We start from the raw sequence: 21,356 nt of genomic DNA, 5'->3' as shown, positions 1-21,356 counted from the left end.
GGTGCGGCTACCGGCGGCGGACTCCGGCCGCGAGGTCGGCGGCGAGCGCCCGCACGGCGTCCAGCGCCGCGGCGGTGTCGCCGTCGGCGTCCAGGATGCGCTGGACGAAGGCCGAACCGACGATCACGCCGTCGGCGAAGCCCGCGACCTCGGCGGCCTGGTCGGCGGTGGAGACGCCGAGGCCGACGCAGACCGGCAGGTCGGTGGTGGCCCGGGTGCGGGCGACCAGGTCCTCGGCGAGGTTGCCGACCTGGGCCCGGGTACCGGTGACGCCCATGACCGCGGCGGCGTAGACGAAGCCGGAGCCGGCCGCGGTGACCTCGGCGAGGCGGGCGTCCTTGCTGCTGGGAGCGACCACGAACACGGTGTCCAGACCGTGTTCGCCCGCCGCCTTGCGCCACTCCTCGGACTCTTCGACCGGCAGGTCGGGCAGGATGCAGCCCGCTCCGCCGGCCGCCGCCAGGTCGGCGGCGAACCGGGCGACGCCGTAGCGGTCGACCGGGTTCCAGTAGGTCATGACCAGGACGGCCGCCTCCGGGTGGGCGGCCGCGACCTCGGCGACGGTGTGCAGCACGTCCTTGATCCGGACGCCGCCGCGCAGCGCGATGTCGTCGGCGGTCTGGATGGTCGGGCCGTCCAGCACCGGGTCGGAGTGCGGCAGGCCGATCTCGACGACGTCGCAGCCGCCCTCGATCAGGGCGTCGACCGCGGCGATGCCGCCGTCGACGGTCGGGAAGCCGGCCGGCAGGTAGCCGATCAGGGCGGCGCGGCCCTCCGCCTTGGCCGCGGCCAGGACGCTGCTGAGCTTGGATGCCATGGTCAGTTGCCCTCGCCGCTCTCGGTGGTCGCCTGGTCGTAGAGGCCGAAGTACTCGGCTGCGGTGTGCATGTCCTTGTCGCCGCGGCCGGAGAGGCTGACGAGGATCGTCGCCTCCGGGCCGAGCTCGCGGCCGAGCTCCAGGGCGCCGGCCAGCGCGTGGGCGCTCTCGATGGCCGGGATGATGCCCTCGGTGCGGGACAGCAGCCGCAGCGCCTGCATGGCGGCGTCGTCGGTGACCGGGCGGTACTCGGCGCGGCCGGTGTCCTTGAGCCAGGCGTGCTCGGGGCCGACGCCGGGGTAGTCCAGGCCGGCCGAGATGGAGTGCGACTCGATGGTCTGGCCGTCCTCGTCCTGCAGGACGTAGGTGCGCGAGCCGTGCAGCACGCCGGGGTCGCCCTTGGTGAGGGTGGCGGCGTGGCGCGGGGTGTCGGCGCCCTCGCCGGCCGCCTCGCAGCCGATCAGGCGGACGCCGGCGTCCGGGATGAACTCGTGGAAGATGCCCATCGCGTTGGAGCCGCCGCCGACGCAGGCGACGACCGCGTCGGGCAGCCGGCCGGTGCGCTCCAGGACCTGCTCGCGGGCCTCGACGCCGATCACCCGGTGGAAGTCGCGGACCATCATCGGGAAGGGGTGCGGGCCGGCGACGGTGCCGAACAGGTAGTGGGTGGAGTCGACGTTGGCGACCCAGTCGCGGAACGCCTCGTTGATGGCGTCCTTGAGGGTGCGGCTGCCGGACTTCACGGCGACGACCTCGGCGCCGAGCATCCGCATCCGGGCGACGTTCAGCGCCTGGCGCCGGGTGTCGACCTCGCCCATGTAGATGGTGCAGTCGAAGCCGAACAGCGCGCAGGCGGTGGCGGTGGCCACGCCGTGCTGGCCGGCGCCGGTCTCGGCGATGATCCGGGTCTTGCCCATCCGCCGGGTGAGCAGGGCCTGGCCCAGCACGTTGTTGATCTTGTGCGAGCCGGTGTGGTTCAGGTCCTCGCGCTTGAGCAGGATGCGCGCGCCGCCGGCCTCGGCGGAGAACCGCCGGACGTCGGTCAGCGGGCTGGGCCGGCCGGTGTAGTCCTTGAGCAGCGCGTCGAGCTCGGCGGCGAAGGCCGGGTCGGTCTTGGCCTTCTCGTACTCCTCGGCGACCTGCTCGACGGCGGCGACCAGCGCCTCCGGGATGAAACGGCCGCCGTAGGCGCCGAAGTAGCCGCGCGCGTCCGGGACGTGGGCGCCCGGCAGGTAGTCCTTCTCGGACATGGTGAAGCGTCCTTCTGGGTCGATGGGATGACAGGAGGAACGGCCGCTCAGCGGCCGTGCGTCCTGCGCCATCGACGGCCCGGCACCTGGCCGGGCTCGCAGCCGATCACGTAGCGCACCCGCCGCCCCAGCACCCGGCGTGCGGGCGCGCGGCAGCCGCGGGGGCGGCAACCGGGGGCGAGGCGGGAGGCGAGTTTCACGGCAGCGGTCAGCCCTTGTGGCGGAGGGCCGGGTGGGCGCCGGCGGCGACCAGGTCGGCCACCGCGGCCTTCGGGTCCCTGCCGGTCACCAGGGACTCGCCGACCAGCACCGCGTCGGCGCCGAGGTTGGCGTACTGGATGACGTCGAGCGGGCCGCGGACACCGGACTCGGCGACCTTGACGATCCCGGCCGGGATCGCGTCGACCACGTTGCCGAAGGTGTTGCGGTCCACCTCGAGGGTCTTGAGGTTGCGGGCGTTCACACCGATGATCTTCGCTCCGGCGTCCACCGCGCGGGCGATCTCCTCCTCGTCGTGCACCTCGACCAGCGGGGTGAGCCCGATCGACTCGGCCCGCTCGACGAGCGAGACCAGGGCCGGCTGGTCCAGGGCCGCGACGATCAGCAGCGCGAGGTCGGCGCCGTGCGCGCGGGCCTCCCACAGCTGGTACGCGGTGACGATGAAGTCCTTGCGGAGCACCGGGGTGTCGACCGCGGCACGGACCGCGTCGAGGTCCGCGAGGGAGCCGCCGAAGCGGCGCTGCTCGGTCAGCACGCTGATCGCGGCGGCGCCGCCGGCCGCGTAGTCCAGCGCCAGGGCGGCGGGATCGGCGATGGCCGCCAGTGCGCCCTTGGAGGGGCTGGAGCGCTTGACCTCGCAGATCACCCGGACGCCGTCGCCGCGCAGCGCGGCCACGCCGTCCTTGGCCACCGGCGCCTTGGCGGCGAGCTCCTTGAGCTCGTCCAGGGACACCTGGGCCTGTCGCTCGGCGAGGTCCTCACGGACCCCGTCGATGATCTCGTCGAGCACACTCACGCGAGCGCCCCCATGTCGTCTTATGGCTGGGTGCCGGGAGGTGCGGAGGACTCCGGACCCGCCCGGCCTGGCTGTGCGGTCAAAAACCTCGGGGGGCGTTTCGCACGAACCGGTGAGAATGGTGTGCAGACGCGCCCCCGTTGGCCCTTCGATGGTATCGGGCGCCGGGGGCGCAAGGCGCATCCGCCCGGCGCGCGTCTCGCGGAGCGGACCGCACGGCGGCGGGCGGGCGGCGCCGGACGGCGGGCGGGCCGGACGGCGCCGACAGCACGGGACGGCCAGGTCAGACCAGTGGCGGTGCCAGGCCGGCGCCCGCGGGCAGGTTGCGCAGCACGGTGAAGACCACCAGTGCCACGGCCAGCAGCACCGTCTGCGGAAGGGTGACGACGAACCTCGGCGGTGCGCCGCCGGTGACGGCGGACCACAGCCAGCGGAGCCAGAACACCGCGGCGGCCACGGCCAGCACCATGACCAGCAGGTTGTCGTGGCCGGCCGCGTTCAGGTCGCCGTGGGTCAGCGCGTGCACGCAGCGCAGGCCGCCGCAGCCCGGGCAGAACCAGCCGGTGGCCTGCAGCACCGGGCAGGTCGGGTAGTGGCCCGGCGCATTGGGGTCGACGGCGGCGACGTACGCGGTGGGCAGCCCGACGGCCACCAGCGCAGCCAGCGGGCGGGCCAGCCGGCGGCCGAGCGGCACGGGGAGGACGGGAGCGTTCACGCCGCCGATTCTCCTCCCCCGGCCGCCGCGGCCGGCGCAGGGCCGCGCGGCGACCGTGGCGTGCCGGACGTGCGCGCGCCCCCGGTCACGACGGGTGACCGGGGGCGCGGCGCTGCGGCGCAGGTGTGGCGCAGGTGTCAGGCGGCGCTGACCGGGGTGCGCTCCTCGGCGGCCGGGACGGCGGCGGGAGCGAAGTTGGTGCTGGGCTGCTTGCCCATGCCGGCCATCGACATCGCCTTGCCGACCACGCCGGCGGCCACCACGATCACCAGGCCGACCACGACGAGCAGCACGTTGGGGATGATCATGGCGACGCCGCTGACCGTGAAACCGATGAAAGCGATGGTCACGCCGGTCCAGGCGGCGGGAGTGTGGCCGTGCGCTGCTGCCGACATCTGCTGGTGCTCCTTGTTCTCCGGATCCCGGCCGGGCACCTCGGGGCGCTCGACGGGTTGACCCTTCCATTGTGCCGGGCCCTCACGCCCGTCCCCAAGGCGGGCCCCGGGTCAGTCGGTGGGATCTTCGCCACGGTCGAGGGCCTTCCACAGCTCCGCGGACCGGTCGGTGGGCCGCGGCCTGGCGGCCGCCTTCGCGGTCGGGGCCTCGTAGCGGGCGCCCATCGCCGGCCAGCCGCGGCCGGAGCGGACGGTCAGCAGCCCGGCGAGGGCCAGCAGCACACCGCCGGCGGCGGCCACCCAGGGCCAGAGGGTCCGGCTGATCTGCTCGGCCTGGGCGCCGGCCAGCGCGAGGCGCCCGGCGGCCTCGGCGTCCAGCCCGGCGGTGTCGGTGACGCCGATCACCGCACCGGCGACCACGCCGAGACCGGCCAGCACGGCGAGCACGCCGACCGCCGTCCGGGCGGCGCCGCGCACGGCGAAGACCGCGACGGCCGCGGCCAGCCCGGTCAGGGCGAGCCCGGTGGGCAGACCGGTCAGCCGGGAGCCGGTGGCGCTGACCGCCAGGCGGCCGCCCGCCGTCCCGGCGACCACGCCCTCGGCCCAGGTCCGGCCGACGGAGGTCAGGACGAGCAGGGCGCCGACCGCGGTCAGCAGCAGCATCAGGACGAGCGAGCGGCGGTCGGTCTTCGGTGCGGGAGAACTCACCCGACCAGTGTCGCCGACGGCCCGCACGGGCCGGACGCCCGGGTCCCGGTACGGGGGCTCAGGGGGCCGCTCGGACGGCCGGTTCGGGGGCGCGTGGGGACACGCCCTACGCCGGTTCGCGGGGGAAGCCGCCGGTGGCGACGACCAGTGTCCGCCCGGGCAGCTGCACGGGCAGGTCCTCGCCGAACGGCACCCGCTCGGCCAGGTGGTAGGCGCCGGCGGGCTGCGGGTCGGAGTGCACGGTGCAGACGCCCTCGGCCGGGTCGACCACCACGTACAGCGGGACGCCGTGCCCGGCGTACCGGCGCAGCCGTTCGACGAGGCCGCCGTGCGGGCCCGCCGCCGGGACGACCTCCAGCACCGCTTCGAGGTCCGGCCAGGCCCAGTGGCCGCGGCCGTCGGGCCGCGCGCCGTCGGCGACCACCACCAGGTCGGGGGCGCGGCCGGGGCGGGCGGCGGGGAGGTCCAGTGCCGCGTCGGGGACGGCGCGGCCGCGGCCCGCCAGCTGGTCCTCGACCTGCCGGGCGGCGTCGAGGACGATCGCCCGGCGGGCCGCACCGCGGGGGCTCACGACGGCCCTCCCGTCCGCGGCCCGGTCGGCGCGGACGCGGCGGGCACGGTCATGGCGGTGGCGGTCATGGCGGTGCCTCCCTCCGCGGGATCGACCACCTCACGATACCGGCGGTCGCAGGGTGTTGGCGGTGGCCACGGCGCGCAGCACGGCGGCCGCCTTGTTGCGGCACTCGGTGTCCTCGGAGTGCGGGTCGGAGTCCGCGACCACGCCGGCGCCGGCCTGCACGTAGGCGGTGCCGTCGCGGAGCACGGCGGTGCGGATCGCGATCGCGGTGTCCGAGTCGCCGGCGAAGTCCAGGTAGCCGACGCAGCCGCCGTACAGGCCGCGGCGGGTGGGCTCCAGCTCCTCGATGATCTGCATGGCGCGCGGCTTGGGGGCGCCGGAGAGGGTGCCGGCGGGGAAGCAGGCGGTGAGCACGTCGAAGGCCGTCCGTCCCTCGGCGACCCGGCCGGTGACGGTGGAGACGATGTGCATGACGTGGCTGTAGCGCTCGACCGACATGAAGTCGACGACCTCGACGCTGCCCGGCTCGCAGACCCGGCCGAGGTCGTTGCGGCCGAGGTCGACCAGCATCAGGTGTTCGGCGCGCTCCTTGGGGTCGGCGAGCAGCTCGGCGGCGAGCTCGGCGTCCTCGTGCGGGGTGGCGCCGCGGTGCCGGGTGCCGGCGATCGGGTGCACCATCGCCTCGCCGCCGCTGACCTTGACCAGTGCCTCCGGGCTGGAGCCGACCACGTCGAAGCCGCCCTCGGCGGTGCCGTCCGGCCCGGGGAAGCGGAAGAGGTACATGTAGGGGCTGGGGTTGGTGGTGCGCAGCACCCGGTACACGTCGAGCGCGGAGGCCGGGCAGGGCGCCTCGAAGCGCTGCGAGGGCACCACCTGGAAGGCCTCGCCGGCCCGGATCCGCTCCTTGATCGTCTCGACGGCCGCCCGGTACGGCGCGCCGCCGAACGGCGAGTGCGCCTCGGCGGCGGTCGGGGTGAAGGTGGCCAGGCCCGGGTCGACCGGCTTCAGGAGGTCGGCCTCCATGGCGTCGAGGCGGGCGACCGCGTCGGCGTACGCCTCGTCCACGCCGCTCGCCAGGTCGTTGTGGTTGACCGCGTTCGCGATCAGCAGCACGGTGCCGTCGACGTGGTCGAGGACGGCGAGGTCGGTGGCGAGCAGCAGGGTGAGCTCGGGGAGCTTCAGGTCGTCCGGGGTGAGGTTCGGCAGCTTCTCCAGCCGGCGGACGACGTCGTAGCCGAGGTAGCCGACCATGCCGCCGGTGAGCGGCGGCAGGCCGTCGTCGGTGTGCCGCGGGGTGTGCAGGGCGGCGAGGGCGGCGCGCAGCACCTCCAGCGGGTCGCCGGCGGTGGGGATGCCGACCGGCGGGGTGCCGTGCCAGCGGGCGTTGCCGTCCGGGCCGGCGGTGAGGGTGGCGGCGCTGCGGACGCCGACGAAGGAGTACCGGGACCAGCTCCGGCCCTGCTCGGCGGACTCCAGCAGGAAGGTGCCGGGCCGCTCGCCGGCGAGGCTGCGGTACAGCCCGATCGGGGTGAGGCCGTCCGCGAGGAGCCTGCGGGTGACGGGGATGACCCGGGTGTCGGCGGCGAGCTTGCGGAAGACCTCGAGATCCATGGGAGCGGGCACCGTTCGGAGGAGGAGGGGCGGGCTGCTGACTGGTCGTGCGGGCGCCGGGAACGCCGGGGGCCGGGAGGGGCTAGGCGACGGGCAGGACGTCGGCGTCGAAGCAGGTGCGGTCGCCCGTGTGGCAGGCGGCGCCGGTCTGGTCGACCTTCACCAGCAGGGTGTCGCCGTCGCAGTCCAGCGCGACGGAGACCACCCGCTGGACGTGGCCGGAGGTGTCGCCCTTCACCCAGTACTCGTTGCGGCTGCGGCTCCAGTAGGTGCAGCGGCCGGTCGTCAGGGTGCGGTGCAGCGCCTCGTCGTCCATCCAACCCAGCATCAGCACCTCGCCGGTGTCGTACTGCTGTGCGATGGCGGGGAGCAGGCCGTCGGCGGTGCGCTTGAGCCGGGCGGCGACGGCGGCGTCCAGGGCGGTGCTGCCGGGGGCTGCGGGAGTGGTGGACATGCGGACCATTCTCGCAGCTCCCGCCCGGCACGGTGATCGGTGTTCGGGGAGTGGTCAGGAGTCGTCGCCCTGCGGTCCCTCCGGGCGCCGGCCCGCGGGCGGTCAGCCGGCGCCGGGGCTCTCACAGCCCTCCGGCCAGACCACCCTGACGTCCAGGCCCGCCCGCTGCGCCTGCGCCACCACCCGGGCCGGTTCGCTGCCGGGACGGCCGTCCCAGACTGCGATCAGCTCGTCCACCATGCCGACCAGCGCCGGGCCGGTGTCCTCACCGGGTCCGCCGGCCCCGGCCGCGGCCAGCCGGTGCACGGCGTTCGCCGCGTTCAGCAGTCCGCGGCGGGTGTCGCGGCAGCCCTCCCCCGTGAAGGCGCCCGCCCTGGCCTCCGCCGCTGACAGCACCACCTCGATCCGTCCGCCGTGGTCGAGGACGGACTGCGCGAACCAGGTGTCCGGCCCGGGCCGCAGCCGGCCGACGCCGACCAGGTCGTAGGCGCCGTGCGCGGTGACGAGTTGCCAGAGTTCGCCCCGGACGAGCATCTCGGTCAGGTCCGAGAGGCGTTCGTGCCCGATGATTCCGACTCGCATGAGAAGTTGACCCCTTGTACGGGTCGTGCCGCCCCCAGCGTACCCATCGCCGCCGGGCCGGCCGCGACCGATGCCGGAGCAGCAGACGACGGGCCCGACACGGGCCGGGAACCGAGGACGGGATGATCGTGGCCTTCTCCGTCACGCCGCTGGGCGTGGGCGAGGACGTCGGCGAAGCGGTGGCCGCGGCCGTGAAGGTGGTCCGCGACAGCGGGCTGCCCAACCGGACGGACGCGATGTTCACCAGCATCGAGGGCGAGTGGGACGAGGTGATGCCGGTGGTCCGGGCGGCGATCGAGGCGGTGAAGGCCTACACCAACCGGGTCAGCACCGTGATCAAGATCGACGACCGGGTCGGGGTGAGCGGCGGACTGACCGCCAAGGTCGAGAGCGTGGAGCGGCACCTCGCGGCGCTGGAGGAAGGCGGCGGCGAGTAGCGGTGATCCGCTGACGGCCGGCCCGGTGGCGGGCCAGAATGGGCGGAGAGCCGAGGGGGGTCGGGGTGGAGCAGGGGCGCAGGCGGGCCGCCGTGGCGGTGGCCGCCGCAGTGGTGCTGGCGGTCGTGCTGGCGGTGGTGCTGTGGCCGGACGGCGGCCACCGGGCCGCCCCTCCCCCGCCCGCCCCGAGCAGCGCCCCGCCCAGCCCGTCGCCGAGCCCCGTGAAGAACCTGCCGTACCCGTGGTTCACCCCCGGGACGTGCTTCGACCACCCGCAGCTCAGCGAGGTGATCACGCGCGCCGAGGAGCGGCCCTGCGAGCAGCAGCACGACGGCGAGGCGATCGCCGACGTCCTGCTCCCCGAGGGGCTCACCAGCGACGTGCAGATCGGGCGGGCGATGCGGGAGCTGTGCGCGGCGCCGCTCGCCGAGCGGCAGCAGCGGCAGGGCGGCGGCGGGCCGTACTACGGCTTCCCGCTGGGGCCGTACCTGCAGTACTACAAGCAGGGCATGCGGGACGCGACCTGCACGATGACGATCAGCAACCGCCAGCACGGCCCCAAACTGACGGGCCATCTGCACTGACGGGGAGCGTCGACATCAGGGGCGCGTGGGGGCGCCTCCCGGCCGAAGGCCGGGGGGAACTGCGCGGTCCGGGGTGGCCCGAGCAGCGATTCGGGCCGGCCCGAACCACGGCCTCACCACCCCCCGGACCGCGCAGTTCCCCGCGCCCCTCGGGGGTGCTGCCCCCTGGGGTGCTGCCCCTGGGAGCCGGCCTCACATCCGGACGAGGCCGAGCTGGCGCATCATCGACATGTTGTCCCAGTTCCACCAGCCCTCACAGGCCATCCCGTCCCGGAAGCGGAAGACGGTCATGCCGGTCATCTCGACCCGCTTGTTGGTGGCGGGCAGGCCCATGAAGTCGCCCTTGTGCATGCCGCTGAAGCTCCACATGGTGGCGACCCGGTCGCCGTCGGCCATCTGGCTGTCGATGGTGAAGTTCATGTCGAAGGCTTCGAGGTAGCCGGCGCACTTCTCCCGGATGGCCTCGCGCCCCATCGCGTCCGTCTCGTCGGCGATGTCGTGGTCGTGGTAGTCCTCGGTGAGGAGTTCGTCGAAGACGCTGAGGTCGCCGGCGGACATTCGCTGCATCAGCTGTCGGACGGCGGCCTTGTTGAGCTGGTCGTCGCGGACGATGTCGAGGTCGGTGAAGGTGGGCGGCTCGTCGCAGAGCGCGACCATCTCGTGGAAGATCCGGTCGGTCTCGGGGAGTTTCGAGTTCCGCATCGCCTCCTCGTAGGACGGGAACTCGACGATCTCGACGACGTGCCGGGCGTCCGAGCGGTCGGCGCCGACCATCGAGTGGGTGGCCGTGCGGCGGCCGCGGGTCTGCTCGATCCAGCTGTCCATCAGCCGGTTCAGGTCGTCGACCTTGTCGGTCCTGCACTCGATGAGCTGGACGAACGTCATGATGCACCTCCGGGTGGCTCCGCCCCTTGGCCATAGATCGTCCGCCGACCGCCGCACCCTCGGATTTCTTACGATCCTCCGGGTCCGCCCCGCGGGCAAGGCGCGCCGGGGCCGCCGCCTAGGGTGGTGGGCATGACGAAGCATGCGCGGGGGGAACGGGAGCGGCTGGCGGACCTGCTGGCGGCGGCCGGGCCGCAGGCGCCGACGCTCTGTGCGGGGTGGACGACCGCGGACCTGGCGGCGCACCTGGTGCTCCGGGAGCGGCGGCCGGACGCGGCGGCGGGGATCAGGATCGGCCCGCTGGCGGGGTGGACGGAGCGGGTGCAGCGCGGCTACGCCCGGCGCCCGTACGAGGAGCTGGTCGGCCTGTTCCGGTCGGGCCCGCCGGCGCTGTCGCCGTTCGCGCTGCCGGGCGCGGACGAGGCGGCCAACGTGGTCGAGTACTTCGTGCACGCGGAGGACGTCCGGCGGGCGGGCGAGGGCTGGCGGCAGGAGGAGGTCGCGGCGCCGCTGGCGGACGCGCTGTGGCAGCGGCTGCCGATGCTGGCCCGGCTGGAGGCGGGGCGCAGGACCCCGGTGCGGCTGGTGCTGGAGCGGCCGGACGGGCGGAGCTGCACGGTGGCGCACCGGACGGGGCCGACGGTGCACCTGACCGGCGAGCCGGGCGAGCTGGTGCTCTTCGCGTTCGGGCGCGGGGCGCGCACCTCGCTGTCGGTGCGCGGGGCGGAGACCGCGGTGGCCGCACTGCGACGCGTGCTTCCGCTGCCGGGACCGCGCTGACCTGCGGCGACGTGGCCGGTTCGGTGAGCGTCGCGCGATTGTCAGTGGCGCCGGTCACACTGACTGGTGGCCGCGGCGAAGCGTCTCCGCGCCCGGCGGAGCGGCCCGGCCACCACCCTCGAAGGGGCGCACCACGATGCTCACCACGGAGTTCCGGACGGGCTCTCCCTGTTGGCTCGACCTCGGGAGCCCGGACATCCCCGCGACCGCCGCGTTCTACGGCACGGTCTTCGGCTGGACGTTCCAGTCGCTGGGCGAGGAGGCCGGCAACTACGGCTTCTTCCAGCAGGCGGGCAGGACGGTCGCGGCCGTCGGCCCGCTGACGGAGGAGGGCTCGTCCCCGGCGTGGACGCTGTACTTCCGCACGCCGGACGCGGACGCCACGGCGAAGGCGGCCGAGCAGCACGGCGGCACCGTCCGCGCCGAGCCGTTCGACGTGATGTCCGACGGGCGGATGGCGCAGCTGTCCGACCCGGCGGGTGTGCAGTTCGCGATCTGGCAGCCGGGCGAGACGCAGGGCCTGGACGCCGTCACCGAGGCCAACACCTTCTGCTGGGCTGAGCTGCACACCGCGGACCCGGCCGCGGCGACGGCGTTCTACCAGGCGCTGTTCGGCTGGCGCACGGAGACGGTGGAGATGCCGGGGATGGCGTACACGGTGTACTCCACGGCGGAGGGCGGCACCGAGCGGGAGACGTCGTTCGGCGGTGTCGCGCCGCTGCAGAGCCCCGACGAGCCGGTGCGCTGGGTGCCCTACTTCGAGGTCACCGAGGTGGACGCGGTGCTCGGCCGGGCGGAGCACGCGGGCGGCCGGGTGGTGATGCCGGGCATGGACGTGCCGGGCGTCGGTCGGCTGGGCTGGGCGACGGACCCGCACGGCGCGGTCTTCGCGATCATCAAGAGCGAGATGCCGTAGCACCGGGCCGGCGTCCTCCGGGGCCTGGTGCGCCGACGGCGGCGCGTCCGGCCCCGGAGGAAGGGTTCAGCGGACGGGGTGGCCGGACTCCCGCAGGGCGTCCTTGACCTGGCCGATGGTCAGGTCGCCGAAGTGGAAGACGGAGGCGGCGAGCACCGCGTCGGCGCCGGCGTCGACGGCCGGGGCGAAGTCGGCGAGCTTGCCGGCGCCGCCGGAGGCGATGACCGGGACGGCCACGTTCTTGCGGACGGCGCGGATCATCTCCAGGTCGTAGCCGTCCTTGGTGCCGTCGGCGTCCATCGAGTTGAGCAGGATCTCGCCGGCGCCCAACTCGGCGGCGCGGACGGCCCATTCGACGGCGTCGAGGCCGGTGCCGCGGCGGCCGCCGTGGGTGGTGACCTCGAACCCGGAGGGCGTCACGGTGCCTTCGGGGGCGCGCCGGGCGTCCACCGAGAGGACGAGCACCTGGCGGCCGAAGCGCTCGGCGATCTCGCGGATCAGCTCGGGGCGGGCGATCGCGGCGGTGTTGACGCCGACCTTGTCCGCGCCGGCCCGCAGCAGCTTGTCGACGTCGTCGGCGGTGCGGACGCCGCCGCCGACGGTGAGCGGGATGAAGACCTGCTCGGCGGTACGGCGCACCACGTCGTAGGTGGTCTCCCGGTCACCGGAGGAGGCCGTGATGTCCAGGAAGGTCAACTCGTCGGCGCCCTGGGCGTCATAGGCCTTGGCGAGTTCCACCGGGTCGCCGGCGTCGCGCAGGTTCTGGAAGTTGACGCCCTTGACGACCCGTCCGGCGTCGACGTCCAGACAGGGGATGACACGTACTGCGAGGCTCACTGCTTGCCTTCCAAGGAGGTTGCGAGTCCGGGACGGTGGGCCTCGACCTCGACCTCGACCATCATCCGGGAGTCGATCAGGCCCTGGACGACGACCATGGTCGCCACCGGGCGGATCGCGTCGAAGAGCTTCTTGTGCGCCCGGCCGACCTCGTCGCAGTCCCGGATGTGGGTGATGAACATCCGGGTGCGGACGACGTCGTCCACGGAGAGTCCGAACTCCGCGAGGGCCTTGAAGGCGACCTCGAACGCCGCGAGGGTCTGGGTGTACGGGTCGCCCTCGTGCTGGACCATTCCGCCCTCGAACGCGGTGGTGCCGGCCACGAGGACGGTGTCCCCGACCGCGACCGCCCGGGAGTAGCCGAACTGGTCCTCCCAGGGGGAGAATCCGGACACACGCTGCGGGCGTTTCGCGGCCGGGACCTCGGTCATCGGGACACCGCCTCCAGAGCCTCTTCGAGGGTGAACTTCTGCTCGTAGAGGGCCTTGCCCACAATCGCGCCCTCGACACCCTCGCCGGTGAGGGTGGCGATGGCGCGCAGGTCGTCCAGCGAGGAGACGCCGCCGGAGGCGACCACGGGCTTGTCGGTGGCGGCGCAGACGTTGCGCAGCAGCTCCAGGTTGGGGCCGGTGAGGGTGCCGTCGCGGTTGACGTCGGTGACGACGTAGCGGGCGCAGCCCTCGGAGTCGAGGCGGGCGAGGACCTCGTAGAGGTCGCCGCCGTCGCGGGTCCAGCCGCGGCCGCGCAGGGTGGTGCCGACGACGTCCAGGCCGACGGCGATCTTGTCGCCGTGCTCGGCGATGACCTTGGCGACCCACTCGGGGGCCTCCAGGGCGGCGGTGCCGAGGTTGACCCGGGTGCAGCCGGTGGCGAGGGCGGCGGCGAGCGACTCGTCGTCGCGGATGCCGCCGGACAGCTCGACCTTGATGTCGAGGCGGCCGGTGACCTCGGCGAGCAGGGCGCGGTTGCTGCCGGTGCCGAAGGCGGCGTCGAGGTCGACCAGGTGCAGCCACTCGGCGCCGGCGTTCTGCCAGGCCAGGGCGGCGGCGAGGGGCTCGCCGAAGGAGGTCTCGGTGCCGGAGGCGCCCTTGACCAGGCGGACGGCCTGGCCGTCGCGGACGTCGACGGCGGGGAGCAGTTCGAGGCGGCTCATGTGTTCGACCTTCGGCTTCAGAGGGTGGAGACCCAGTTGGTCAGCAGGGCGGCGCCGGCGTCGCCGGACTTCTCGGGGTGGAACTGGGTGGCCCAGAGCGGGCCGTTCTCCACGGCGGCGACGAAGGGGTGGCCGTGGGTGGCCCAGGTGACCAGCGGGGCGTGCAGCCGGGCGCTGTGGACCTCCAGTTCCCACCGGCGGACGCCGTAGGAGTGGACGAAGTAGAAGCGGGTGTCGTCGTCGAGGCCGGCGAACATCCGGCTGCCCTCCGGGGCGTCGACGGTGTTCCAGCCCATGTGCGGGACGATCGGGGCGTCCAGCGGTTCGACGGTGCCGGGCCACTCGTCGCAGCCCTCCGTCTCGACGCCGTGCTCGACGCCGCGGGCGAACAGGATCTGCATGCCGACGCAGATGCCGAGGACGGGGCGGCCGCCGGCCAGGCGGCGGCCGATGATCTGCTCGCCGCGGACGGCCTTGAGGCCGCGCATGCAGGCCTCGAAGGCACCGACGCCGGGGACGAGCAGCCCGTCGGCGTCCAGGGCGGTCTGGAAGTCCGAGGTGACGGTGACGTTCGCGCCGGTGCGCTCGACGGCGCGCTGGGCGGAGCGGAGGTTGCCGGAGCCGTAGTCGAGGACGACGACGTTCTTGGCCATGGGGGTGGGGATCCAGTCTCTCGAGGCCGGCTACAGGCGCATGGCGCCGGCGGCCAGGCACAGGACGGCGCCGATCGCGAGCACCGCGACGACGCCCTTGGGCAGCTTCTGCTTCCAGAACGAGATCACGCCGCCGGTCAGGAAGAGGCCGACGAAGATCAGTGCGATCGCGGACTTGCTCACAGTGCGCCCTTGGTCGAGGGGAGGATTCCGGCCGCGCGCGGGTCGCGCTCGGAGGCGTAGCGCAGCGCGCGGGCGAGCGCCTTGAACTGGCACTCGACGATGTGGTGGGCGTTGCGCCCGTACGGCACGTGGACGTGCAGCGCTATCTGCGCCTGCGCCACGAAGGACTCCAGGATGTGCCGGGTCATGGTGGTGTCGTAGGTGCCGATCATCGGCGCCATGGTCTCCGGCTCGGTGTGCACCAGGTACGGGCGGCCGGAGAGGTCGACGGTGACCTGGGCGAGCGACTCGTCCAGCGGGACGGTGCAGTTGCCGAAGCGGTAGATGCCCACCTTGTCGCCGAGCGCCTGCTTGAAGGCGGCGCCGAGCGCGAGGGCGGTGTCCTCGATGGTGTGGTGGGTGTCGATGTGCAGGTCGCCGTCGGTCTTGACCGTGAGGTCGAAGAGGCCGTGGCGGCCGAGCTGGTCGAGCATGTGGTCGTAGAACCCGACGCCCGTCGAGATCTCGGTCTTCCCGGTGCCGTCGAGGTCGATCTCGACGAGGACCGAAGTCTCCTTGGTGGTGCGTTCGACGCGGCCGATACGGGACATTCGGGGTTACAGCTCCTTGATCACAAGTCGGACGGCGTCCAGGAAGGCGTCGTTCTCGGCGGGGGTGCCGGCGGTGACCCGCAGCCACCCGGGGACGCCGTTGTCGCGGACGAGCACGCCGTGGTCGAGGATCGCCTGCCACACGGCGTGGGTGTCGGCGAAGCGGCCGAACTGGACGAAGTTGGCGTCGGAGTCGGTGACCTCCAGGCCGAGCCCGCGCAGGGCGTCGACCAGGCGGTCCCGTTCGGCCTTGAGCTGCGCGACGTAGCCCAGCAGGGTGTCGGTGTGCTCCAGGCAGGCCAGCGCGGTGGCCTGGGTGACGGCGGACAGGTGGTACGGCAGCCGGACGAGCTGGACGGCGTCGACCACGGCCGGGTCGGCGGCGAGGTAGCCGAGCCGCAGGCCCGCCGCGCCGAACGCCTTCGACATGGTGCGGGAGACCACCAGGTTCGGGCGGCCCTCGATCAGCGGCAGCAGCGACTCGCGGTGCGAGAACTCGACGTACGCCTCGTCGACGACCACCAGGCTCGGCCGGGCGGCCTGCGCGGCCTCGTACAGGGCGAGGACGGTGTCGGCGGCGACGGCGGTGCCGGTCGGGTTGTTCGGCGAGCAGATGAACACCACGTGCGGCCGGTGCTCGGCGATCGCGGCGCGGGCGGCGTCGAGGTCGATCGTGAAGTCCTCGTTGCGCGGACCGGAGATCCAGCCGGTGCCGGTGCCGCGGGAGATCAGCGCGTGCATCGAGTACGAGGGCTCGAAGCCGAGCGCGGTGCGGCCGGGGCCGCCGAAGGTCTGCAGCAGCTGCTGGAGGACCTCGTTGGAGCCGTTCGCCGCCCAGACCTGCTGCCGGGTGACGGCGTGGCCGGTGGTGCGGGTGAGGTAGCCGGCGAGGCCCTCGCGCAGCTCGACGGCGTCCCGGTCCGGGTAGCGGTTGAGGTGCCGGGCGGCCTCGGCGACCCGCTCGGCGATCCGGGCGACCAGCGGCTCGGGCAGCGGGTACGGGTTCTCGTTGGTGTTCAGCTGGACGGGTACGTCGAGCTGGGGGGCACCGTACGGGGACTGTCCGCGCAGTTCGTCGCGGATGGGGAGGTCGTCGATCCTCAAGAGTTCGGCACCGTCCAGTCGAAGCGGGCGCGGATGGCGTCGCCGTGGCCGGGCAGGTCCTCGGCCTCGGCCAGGTTGACCACGTGCGCGGCGACGTCGGCCAGCGCCTCGCGGGAGTAGTCCACGACGTGGATGCCACGCAGGAAGGACTGCACGGACAGGCCCGAGGAGTGGCAGGCGCAGCCGCCGGTGGGCAGCACGTGGTTGGAGCCGGCCGCGTAGTCGCCGAGCGAGACGGGCGCGTACGGGCCGATGAACACGGCGCCCGCGTTGCGGATCCGGCCAGCGACGGCGCGGGCGTCCCGGGTCTGGATCTCCAGGTGCTCCGCGGCGTAGGCGTTGACCACCTCCAGGCCCTGCTCCAGGTCGTCGACCAGGACGATGCCGGACTGCCGGCCGGCGAGCGCGGTGGTGACCCGCTCGCGGTGCTTGGTGTTGGCGACCTGGGTCTCCAGCTCGGCCTCGACCGCGGCGGCGAGCTCCGGCGAGTCGGTGACCAGCACGGAGGCGGCCATCGGGTCGTGCTCGGCCTGGCTGATCAGGTCGGCGGCGACGTCCCGCGGCGAGGCGGAGTCGTCGGCGAGGATCGCGATCTCGGTCGGCCCGGCCTCGGCGTCGATGCCGATCCGGCCCTTGAGCAGGCGCTTGGCGGCGGCGACGTAGATGTTGCCGGGGCCGGTGACCAGGTTGACCGGGCGGCACTCCTCGGTGCCGTAGGCGAACATGGCGACCGCCTGGGCGCCGCCGGCCGCGTAGACCTCGGTGACGCCGAGCAGGGCGCAGGCGGCCAGGATCGTCGGGTGGACGGACCCCCCGAACTCCTTCTGCGGCGGGGAGGAGACCGCGATGCCGGGCACGCCGGCCTCCTGCGCGGGCACCACGTTCATCACCACGGAGGACGGGTAGACCGCGAGGCCGCCCGGCACGTACAGGCCGACCCGGTCGACCGGCACCCAGCGCTCGGTGACCGAGCCGCCCGGAACCACCTCGGTGGTGTGGTCGGTGCGGCGCTGCTCGCGGTGGACGAGGCGGGCGCGGCGGATCGACTCCTCCAGTGCGGCGCGCACCTTCGGGTCGAGGCTCTCCAGGGCGGCGGTGATCCGCTCCTCGGGCACCCGGGTGGACTCCAGCTTCACGCCGTCGAAGCGCTCGGTGATCTCGATCAGCGCCGCGACCCCGCGATGGCGTACGTCCTCGCAGATCGGCCGCACCGTCTCCAGGGCGGCCTCGACGTCGAACTCGGCACGGGGCAGCAGGTCGCGCGGGTCCGAGACGGAGCCGCGCAGGTCGATTCGAGAGATCACAGGGCCCAGTGTAAGGAGTGGCCGGAAACGGCGGCCGCGCATTTCAGTCCGTGATACGAAGGCCGAGACGGCCGGAGATCACCAGGGGGGACGATGGCGGACGGGGCACCGGACGGCTGGACGGACACGGAGCAGCGCCTGTGGGACGCGTTCCGGCACGGCGAGGTGCTCGATCTGCGCGCCGGCAAGGCCGAGGACGACGACCCGGCGGGCTCCGGCGACTGGGGCGCGGAGCGGACCGTCCGCGCCGAGGTGCTCGCCCGGCTGCTGCTCTCCGGCCCCGCACCCGCACCCGGGCGGGTCGCGGCGCTGAAGCTCAACGGCGCGTACGTCGCCGGGCCGCTGTTACTCGCCGGCGCGTCCCTCACCCACTACATCGAGCTGCACGGCTGCCGCTTCGACACCCGGGTGCTGCTCTCCGAGGCCCGGGCCGGCACGATCCGGCTGATCGGCTGCCTGATACCGCGGCTGGACGCCTCCCGGCTCGCCGCCGACGGCGACGTGCACCTGGCGCGCTGCGTGGTGCCGCAGGGCATCCGGCTCACCGACGCCCGGATCGGCACCGACCTGCTGCTCAACCAGGCCGTCCTCGGCGCCGACCCGCACCACCGGGCGCTCTCCGCGGACGGGCTCACCGTCCACCAGGACCTGGAGGCCGAGCGGATCGAGGTGCACGGCGAGTTCGGCATCCGCACCGGCCGGATCGGCGGCCGGCTCTCGCTGCGCGGCGCCCAGCTGCGGATGCCCGTCCCCGGCCGCAACTGCCTGAACCTGGCCCGCACCAGCGTCGGCAACACGCTGTACCTGACCGGCTCGGCCGACAACCGCTGGACGACCTCGCCCAGCGAGTACGCCTACGGCTACGGGCCGCCGCACGAGCCCGGGGCCGCCGTCACCCCGTTCCGTGCCTGGGGCGGGGTACGGCTGGTCGACGCCCGCTTCGAGCAGGCCTGCCTGATCCACGAGGCCGAGTTCCACCTCTCCGAGGGGCAGGAGCTGTCGCTGCGCCGGATCCGGACGCCCGAGCTGCGATTCGCCTGCAAGAAGGCCCCCGACGGCACGGTGTCGCTCTCCCGGGCCCAGGTCGGCAACCTGGTCGACGCCCCGCGGTCCTGGCCCGGCGCCGGCCTGGTGCGGCTCACCGGCTTCACCTACGAGTCGCTGCGGCCCGCGGAGCCGTTCGGCGTCGCCGAGCGGATCGCCTGGCTGGAGAACTCGCTCGGCGAGTACCAGCCGGAGCCGTACGAACAGCTCGCCTCGGCGCTGCGCCGGGACGGCCGGGACGAGGACGCCCGCGAGGTGCTGTACGCCAAGCAGCGCCGCCGCCGCGCCGCCCTGCCGGTCCACGCACGGCTGTGGGGGCTGCTGCAGGACGTCACCGTCGGCTACGGCTACCGGCCCGGCCGGGCCGCGCTGTGGCTGCTGCTGGCCTGGCTGCTCGGCACCGCGTACTTCGCCGAGCACCCGCCGCAGCCGCTGAAGGCCGACGAGGTGCCCACCTGGGACGCCGCGCTGTACACGCTCGGCAGGCTGCTGCCGGTGGTCGACCTCGGGCAGGGCGGCTGGAACCCGGACCGGCAGGGCCAGTGGGTGGCCGCCGGCCTGGTGCTGACCGGCTGGATCCTGGCGACCACCGCCGTCACCGGCGCGACCCGGCTGCTGCAGCGCGGCTGAGGCCGGCTCTGCGGCAAAAGGGCGAGGTCGCCGGGGCCCGCGGCAACTACGCTGTGCGCCGTGACAGAACGGCTGCCGCTCTTCCCGCTCAACACGGTCCTCTACCCGGGCCTGGTGATGCCCCTGCACGTCTTCGAGGAGCGCTACCGCCGACTCGTCGCCGACCTGCAGGCACTACCCGAGGACGAACCGCGCCGCTTCGGCGTGGTCGCCATCAGGGACGGCCGCGAGGTCGCGCCCGTCCGCGAGACCGAGGGCCCGGCCGGGCCGCTCGACGGGCTCGGCACGGTCACCGGCGACCCGCGGGAGGCGCTGTACCGGGTCGGCTGCGTCGCGGACGTCACCTCCGTGCGGAGCCGCGCCGACGGCCGGTACGAGCTGCTGGTCACCGGCACCACCCGGTTCACCGTGGAGTCCGTCGACGCGAGCGGCCCCTACCTCGTCGCCGAGACCCGGCCGCTGGACGAGCCGTCCGGCCAGGGCTCCGGGGCGCTCGGCGCGGTGGTGGAGCGGGCCTTCCACGAGTACCGCAAGCGCCTCGCGGGCGCGAAGGAGGCCACCCTGGCCGGCGACATCGAGCTGCCGCTCGACCCGCAGGCGCTCTCCTACCTGGTCGCGGCGGCCACCGTGCTGCCCGCCCCCGTCAAGCAGGAGCTGCTGGCCTGCCCGGACACCGCCCAGCGGCTCACCGCCGAGCTGGAGCTGCTGCGCCGGGAGACCGCCCTGCTGGCCTGGCTGCCGTCGCTGCCCGCCGCGGACCTCACCCGCCAGGCCTTCAGCCCCAACTGACGCCGGCCGGCACCCCCGACCGCACCCGACCGCACCCCGAGAAGGGCCGCCGATGGCGAAGAAGACGAAGAAGGGCGGCCAGGGCACGCCCGCCACGGTCGCGCTGGAGGCCGCGGGCGTGGCGTACACCGTGCACGCCTACGACCACGACCCGGCCGCGGCGTCCTACGGCGGCGAGGCCGCCGAGGTGCTCGGCATCCCGGCCGGCCGGGTCTTCAAGACGCTGGTCGCCGACGTGGACGGCACGCTGACCGTGGGCATCGTCCCGGTCTCCGGGCAACTCGACCTGAAGGCGCTCGCCGCCGCGGTGGGCGGCAAGCGGGCGGCGATGGCCGACCCGGCGGCGGCCGAGCGCAGCAGCGGCTACGTGCTGGGCGGCATCTCTCCGCTCGGGCAGCGGCGGCCGCTGCGCACCGTGCTGGACGACAGCGCGCTCGGCCATCCCACGGTCTTCGTCTCGGCCGGCCGCCGTGGCCTGGAGGTCGAACTCGCCCCCGCCGACCTGGTCTCGCTGACCGGCGCCCGGACGGCACCGATCGGCCGCTGAACCCCCGGGGGTCAGCCGGCGTGCGGGTGCTCCGGGCCGCCCGCGGCGCGGCCCCCGTGGGCGTGACCGTCGGACGCGTGATCTGCCTCGGGGTGACCTGCCTCCGGGTGACCGGCCTCCGGGTGGGGCCAGGCCCAGTACGGCGGCGGGTCCTCCTCGCGCTTGCCGAAGGCGGCGGACAGCACCAGCAGCAGCACCATGGCCGTCATCGGCCAGACCAGCAGCGCGCCGTGCGCACCGAGCTCCAGCGGGGCGCTGAACCGGCCGCCGTCGCCGACCTGCCGGGCGTGCGCGACCAGGTCGGAGGCGGGACCGAGCTTCATGCCCAGCTGCCAGCCGATCACCGAACCGGCCAGGCCGCCGACCGCGAGGCCCGCCGCGACCGCGACACCGCCGCCCCGGCCGCGGGTGAACAGGAAGGCGGTCAGCGCGGTGACCAGGCCCGCGCCGAGGCCGAGCAGCGCGAAGACGCTGTCGGCACCGGCCCGCTGCTCGCCCTCCGGGTCCGCGTACAGCAGCTGGTCGCCCTTGACGACCAGGCCGACCCGGGGCGCCAGCCACAGCCAGAGCAGCCCGAGCACCACACCGAGCAGCGCGCCGCCGGCCGCGATCAGCACACCGATCCGCACCTCCGGCAGCAGGGCGCGCTTCGGCCGCTTCGGGCCGACCGGCGCCGGCGGCGGTGCGAACGGGTCGTGCGGGGCGTACGGGTCGGCGCCCGGGCCCGTCGGTGTGTTCGGTGCGGTCACCCGGTCATCGTTTCACGACCGGCCCCGGTCCGGTCGGGGCGGGCGGC

General features: G+C 74.2%; 26 protein-coding genes and 1 pseudogene. 7 read left to right on the top strand and 20 right to left on the bottom strand.

Annotated elements, in window-relative coordinates:
- Positions 1 to 7: 7 nt before the first annotated feature.
- The 10 genes and pseudogenes from trpA to ABZ641_RS08745 all read right to left on the bottom strand — a co-directional run bounded on the left by trpA (position 8) and on the right by ABZ641_RS08745 (position 8,124).
- Entirely contained in the window at positions 8 to 817 is an 810-nt protein-coding gene (gene trpA / locus ABZ641_RS08790; protein ID WP_344624003.1) for a tryptophan synthase subunit alpha, read from the bottom strand.
- Positions 818 to 819: 2 nt separating this feature from the next.
- Positions 820 to 2,067 carry a tryptophan synthase subunit beta gene (gene trpB / locus ABZ641_RS08785; protein WP_359980210.1) on the bottom strand — a complete coding sequence of 416 codons (1,248 nt, stop codon included), beginning with the start codon at positions 2,065 to 2,067 and terminating at the stop codon, positions 820 to 822.
- Positions 2,068 to 2,275: 208 nt separating this feature from the next.
- The gene (gene trpC / locus ABZ641_RS08780; protein WP_030262585.1) at positions 2,276 to 3,082 is read right to left on the bottom strand and encodes an indole-3-glycerol phosphate synthase TrpC; all 807 of its coding nucleotides are present in this window, start codon (positions 3,080 to 3,082) and stop codon (positions 2,276 to 2,278) included.
- 283 nt (positions 3,083 to 3,365) lie between these two features.
- On the bottom strand, positions 3,366 to 3,797 hold the full coding sequence (locus ABZ641_RS08775) for a DUF2752 domain-containing protein (protein WP_344624001.1): 432 nt from the start codon (positions 3,795 to 3,797) through the stop codon (positions 3,366 to 3,368).
- Positions 3,798 to 3,934: 137 nt separating this feature from the next.
- A complete protein-coding gene (locus ABZ641_RS08770; RefSeq protein ID WP_344624000.1) occupies positions 3,935 to 4,192 on the bottom strand; it encodes an HGxxPAAW family protein in 258 nt (85 codons plus the stop codon).
- Between the two features lie 111 nt (positions 4,193 to 4,303).
- Positions 4,304 to 4,900 carry a TIGR02234 family membrane protein gene (locus ABZ641_RS08765; RefSeq protein ID WP_344623999.1) on the bottom strand — a complete coding sequence of 199 codons (597 nt, stop codon included), beginning with the start codon at positions 4,898 to 4,900 and terminating at the stop codon, positions 4,304 to 4,306.
- A gap of 106 nt (positions 4,901 to 5,006) precedes the next feature.
- A pseudogene (locus ABZ641_RS08760) lies at positions 5,007 to 5,504 on the bottom strand (Uma2 family endonuclease); the annotation flags it as partial.
- A gap of 66 nt (positions 5,505 to 5,570) precedes the next feature.
- Positions 5,571 to 7,088: an anthranilate synthase component I gene (locus ABZ641_RS08755; RefSeq protein ID WP_359980205.1), complete on the bottom strand. Its 1,518-nt coding sequence runs from the start codon at positions 7,086 to 7,088 to the stop codon at positions 5,571 to 5,573.
- A gap of 82 nt (positions 7,089 to 7,170) precedes the next feature.
- Positions 7,171 to 7,542, bottom strand: coding sequence for a phosphoribosyl-AMP cyclohydrolase (hisI, locus tag ABZ641_RS08750; RefSeq protein ID WP_344623997.1), 372 nt, complete (start codon positions 7,540 to 7,542; stop codon positions 7,171 to 7,173).
- 102 nt (positions 7,543 to 7,644) lie between these two features.
- A complete protein-coding gene (locus ABZ641_RS08745; RefSeq protein ID WP_344623996.1) occupies positions 7,645 to 8,124 on the bottom strand; it encodes a hypothetical protein in 480 nt (159 codons plus the stop codon).
- Between the two features lie 122 nt (positions 8,125 to 8,246).
- On the opposite strand from ABZ641_RS08745, the gene ABZ641_RS08740 reads away from it, so the two are divergent.
- Together ABZ641_RS08740 and ABZ641_RS08735 are read left to right on the top strand one after the other, a co-directional pair.
- Complete coding sequence (locus ABZ641_RS08740; protein ID WP_359980201.1) at positions 8,247 to 8,561, top strand: MTH1187 family thiamine-binding protein; 315 nt, start codon at positions 8,247 to 8,249, stop codon at positions 8,559 to 8,561.
- A 65-nt stretch (positions 8,562 to 8,626) separates the two neighbouring features.
- On the top strand, positions 8,627 to 9,145 hold the full coding sequence (locus ABZ641_RS08735) for a hypothetical protein (RefSeq protein WP_359980198.1): 519 nt from the start codon (positions 8,627 to 8,629) through the stop codon (positions 9,143 to 9,145).
- A 192-nt stretch (positions 9,146 to 9,337) separates the two neighbouring features.
- Here ABZ641_RS08735 and ABZ641_RS08730 read toward each other — a convergent pair whose 3' ends face one another.
- Positions 9,338 to 10,030 carry an ester cyclase gene (locus ABZ641_RS08730; RefSeq protein ID WP_344623993.1) on the bottom strand — a complete coding sequence of 231 codons (693 nt, stop codon included), beginning with the start codon at positions 10,028 to 10,030 and terminating at the stop codon, positions 9,338 to 9,340.
- 132 nt (positions 10,031 to 10,162) lie between these two features.
- Here ABZ641_RS08730 and ABZ641_RS08725 point away from each other — a divergent pair, with 132 nt between their 5' ends.
- Both ABZ641_RS08725 and ABZ641_RS08720 read left to right on the top strand, forming a co-directional pair.
- On the top strand, positions 10,163 to 10,810 hold the full coding sequence (locus tag ABZ641_RS08725) for a TIGR03085 family metal-binding protein (RefSeq protein WP_359980195.1): 648 nt from the start codon (positions 10,163 to 10,165) through the stop codon (positions 10,808 to 10,810).
- 136 nt (positions 10,811 to 10,946) lie between these two features.
- Positions 10,947 to 11,726, top strand: coding sequence for a VOC family protein (locus tag ABZ641_RS08720; RefSeq protein WP_344623991.1), 780 nt, complete (start codon positions 10,947 to 10,949; stop codon positions 11,724 to 11,726).
- A gap of 66 nt (positions 11,727 to 11,792) precedes the next feature.
- On the opposite strand, the gene hisF is transcribed toward ABZ641_RS08720, so the two are convergent.
- The 8 genes from hisF to hisD are packed head-to-tail and all read right to left on the bottom strand — an operon-like array spanning position 11,793 to position 17,550.
- Positions 11,793 to 12,563, bottom strand: a complete 771-nt coding sequence (gene hisF / locus ABZ641_RS08715) for an imidazole glycerol phosphate synthase subunit HisF (RefSeq protein ID WP_344623990.1) — start codon at positions 12,561 to 12,563, stop codon at positions 11,793 to 11,795.
- The gene (locus tag ABZ641_RS08710) at positions 12,560 to 12,994 is read right to left on the bottom strand and encodes a RidA family protein (protein WP_344623989.1); all 435 of its coding nucleotides are present in this window, start codon (positions 12,992 to 12,994) and stop codon (positions 12,560 to 12,562) included. The genes hisF and ABZ641_RS08710 overlap by 4 nt, the downstream gene beginning before the upstream one ends.
- Complete coding sequence (priA, locus tag ABZ641_RS08705; RefSeq protein ID WP_263105862.1) at positions 12,991 to 13,716, bottom strand: bifunctional 1-(5-phosphoribosyl)-5-((5-phosphoribosylamino)methylideneamino)imidazole-4-carboxamide isomerase/phosphoribosylanthranilate isomerase PriA; 726 nt, start codon at positions 13,714 to 13,716, stop codon at positions 12,991 to 12,993. Before priA ends, ABZ641_RS08710 begins: the two co-directional genes overlap by 4 nt.
- A gap of 17 nt (positions 13,717 to 13,733) precedes the next feature.
- Entirely contained in the window at positions 13,734 to 14,369 is a 636-nt protein-coding gene (gene hisH / locus ABZ641_RS08700; RefSeq protein ID WP_344623988.1) for an imidazole glycerol phosphate synthase subunit HisH, read from the bottom strand.
- A 30-nt stretch (positions 14,370 to 14,399) separates the two neighbouring features.
- A complete protein-coding gene (locus tag ABZ641_RS08695) occupies positions 14,400 to 14,552 on the bottom strand; it encodes a hypothetical protein (protein WP_030262641.1) in 153 nt (50 codons plus the stop codon).
- Positions 14,549 to 15,142 (bottom strand): imidazoleglycerol-phosphate dehydratase HisB, encoded by a 594-nt coding sequence (hisB, locus tag ABZ641_RS08690; protein ID WP_030262644.1) that lies wholly within the window; start codon positions 15,140 to 15,142, stop codon positions 14,549 to 14,551. Before hisB ends, ABZ641_RS08695 begins: the two co-directional genes overlap by 4 nt.
- Positions 15,143 to 15,148: 6 nt before the next feature.
- Entirely contained in the window at positions 15,149 to 16,246 is a 1,098-nt protein-coding gene (locus ABZ641_RS08685) for a histidinol-phosphate transaminase (protein WP_344623987.1), read from the bottom strand.
- On the bottom strand, positions 16,243 to 17,550 hold the full coding sequence (hisD, locus tag ABZ641_RS08680) for a histidinol dehydrogenase (protein ID WP_344623986.1): 1,308 nt from the start codon (positions 17,548 to 17,550) through the stop codon (positions 16,243 to 16,245). Before hisD ends, ABZ641_RS08685 begins: the two co-directional genes overlap by 4 nt.
- A 93-nt stretch (positions 17,551 to 17,643) precedes the next feature.
- On the opposite strand from hisD, the gene ABZ641_RS08675 reads away from it, so the two are divergent.
- From ABZ641_RS08675 to ybaK, 3 genes are read left to right on the top strand one after another with little or no spacing between them, the layout of a single operon-like run.
- Positions 17,644 to 19,224 (top strand): oxidoreductase, encoded by a 1,581-nt coding sequence (locus tag ABZ641_RS08675; RefSeq protein WP_359980188.1) that lies wholly within the window; start codon positions 17,644 to 17,646, stop codon positions 19,222 to 19,224.
- A 60-nt stretch (positions 19,225 to 19,284) separates the two neighbouring features.
- Positions 19,285 to 20,013, top strand: coding sequence for an LON peptidase substrate-binding domain-containing protein (locus tag ABZ641_RS08670; RefSeq protein WP_344623984.1), 729 nt, complete (start codon positions 19,285 to 19,287; stop codon positions 20,011 to 20,013).
- Between the two features lie 52 nt (positions 20,014 to 20,065).
- Complete coding sequence (ybaK, locus tag ABZ641_RS08665) at positions 20,066 to 20,560, top strand: Cys-tRNA(Pro) deacylase (protein WP_359980185.1); 495 nt, start codon at positions 20,066 to 20,068, stop codon at positions 20,558 to 20,560.
- An 11-nt stretch (positions 20,561 to 20,571) separates the two neighbouring features.
- Here the strand turns inward: ybaK and ABZ641_RS08660 are convergent, their stop codons facing one another.
- A complete protein-coding gene (locus tag ABZ641_RS08660) occupies positions 20,572 to 21,309 on the bottom strand; it encodes a hypothetical protein (RefSeq protein WP_344623982.1) in 738 nt (245 codons plus the stop codon).
- Positions 21,310 to 21,356 lie beyond the last annotated feature (47 nt).

The organism is Kitasatospora sp. NPDC007106 (assembly GCF_040634455.1).
In the GTDB taxonomy this organism is placed as follows: domain Bacteria; phylum Actinomycetota; class Actinomycetes; order Streptomycetales; family Streptomycetaceae; genus Kitasatospora; species Kitasatospora arboriphila.
This window is presented reverse-complemented; position numbering and strand designations above follow the sequence as displayed.

Coding starts and splice junctions, on each gene's coding strand:
- trpA (WP_344624003.1), bottom strand. CDS start 817: ATGGCATCCAAGCTCAGCAGCGTCCTGGCCGCGGCCAAGGCGGAGGGC.
- trpB (WP_359980210.1), bottom strand. CDS start 2,067: ATGTCCGAGAAGGACTACCTGCCGGGCGCCCACGTCCCGGACGCGCGC.
- ABZ641_RS08770 (WP_344624000.1), bottom strand. CDS start 4,192: ATGTCGGCAGCAGCGCACGGCCACACTCCCGCCGCCTGGACCGGCGTG.
- ABZ641_RS08755 (WP_359980205.1), bottom strand. CDS start 7,088: ATGGATCTCGAGGTCTTCCGCAAGCTCGCCGCCGACACCCGGGTCATC.
- hisI (WP_344623997.1), bottom strand. CDS start 7,542: ATGTCCACCACTCCCGCAGCCCCCGGCAGCACCGCCCTGGACGCCGCC.
- ABZ641_RS08745 (WP_344623996.1), bottom strand. CDS start 8,124: ATGCGAGTCGGAATCATCGGGCACGAACGCCTCTCGGACCTGACCGAG.
- ABZ641_RS08740 (WP_359980201.1), top strand. CDS start 8,247: ATGATCGTGGCCTTCTCCGTCACGCCGCTGGGCGTGGGCGAGGACGTC.
- ABZ641_RS08730 (WP_344623993.1), bottom strand. CDS start 10,030: ATGACGTTCGTCCAGCTCATCGAGTGCAGGACCGACAAGGTCGACGAC.
- ABZ641_RS08725 (WP_359980195.1), top strand. CDS start 10,163: ATGACGAAGCATGCGCGGGGGGAACGGGAGCGGCTGGCGGACCTGCTG.
- ABZ641_RS08720 (WP_344623991.1), top strand. CDS start 10,947: ATGCTCACCACGGAGTTCCGGACGGGCTCTCCCTGTTGGCTCGACCTC.
- ABZ641_RS08710 (WP_344623989.1), bottom strand. CDS start 12,994: ATGACCGAGGTCCCGGCCGCGAAACGCCCGCAGCGTGTGTCCGGATTC.
- priA (WP_263105862.1), bottom strand. CDS start 13,716: ATGAGCCGCCTCGAACTGCTCCCCGCCGTCGACGTCCGCGACGGCCAG.
- hisH (WP_344623988.1), bottom strand. CDS start 14,369: ATGGCCAAGAACGTCGTCGTCCTCGACTACGGCTCCGGCAACCTCCGC.
- hisB (WP_030262644.1), bottom strand. CDS start 15,142: ATGTCCCGTATCGGCCGCGTCGAACGCACCACCAAGGAGACTTCGGTC.
- ABZ641_RS08675 (WP_359980188.1), top strand. CDS start 17,644: ATGGCGGACGGGGCACCGGACGGCTGGACGGACACGGAGCAGCGCCTG.
- ybaK (WP_359980185.1), top strand. CDS start 20,066: ATGGCGAAGAAGACGAAGAAGGGCGGCCAGGGCACGCCCGCCACGGTC.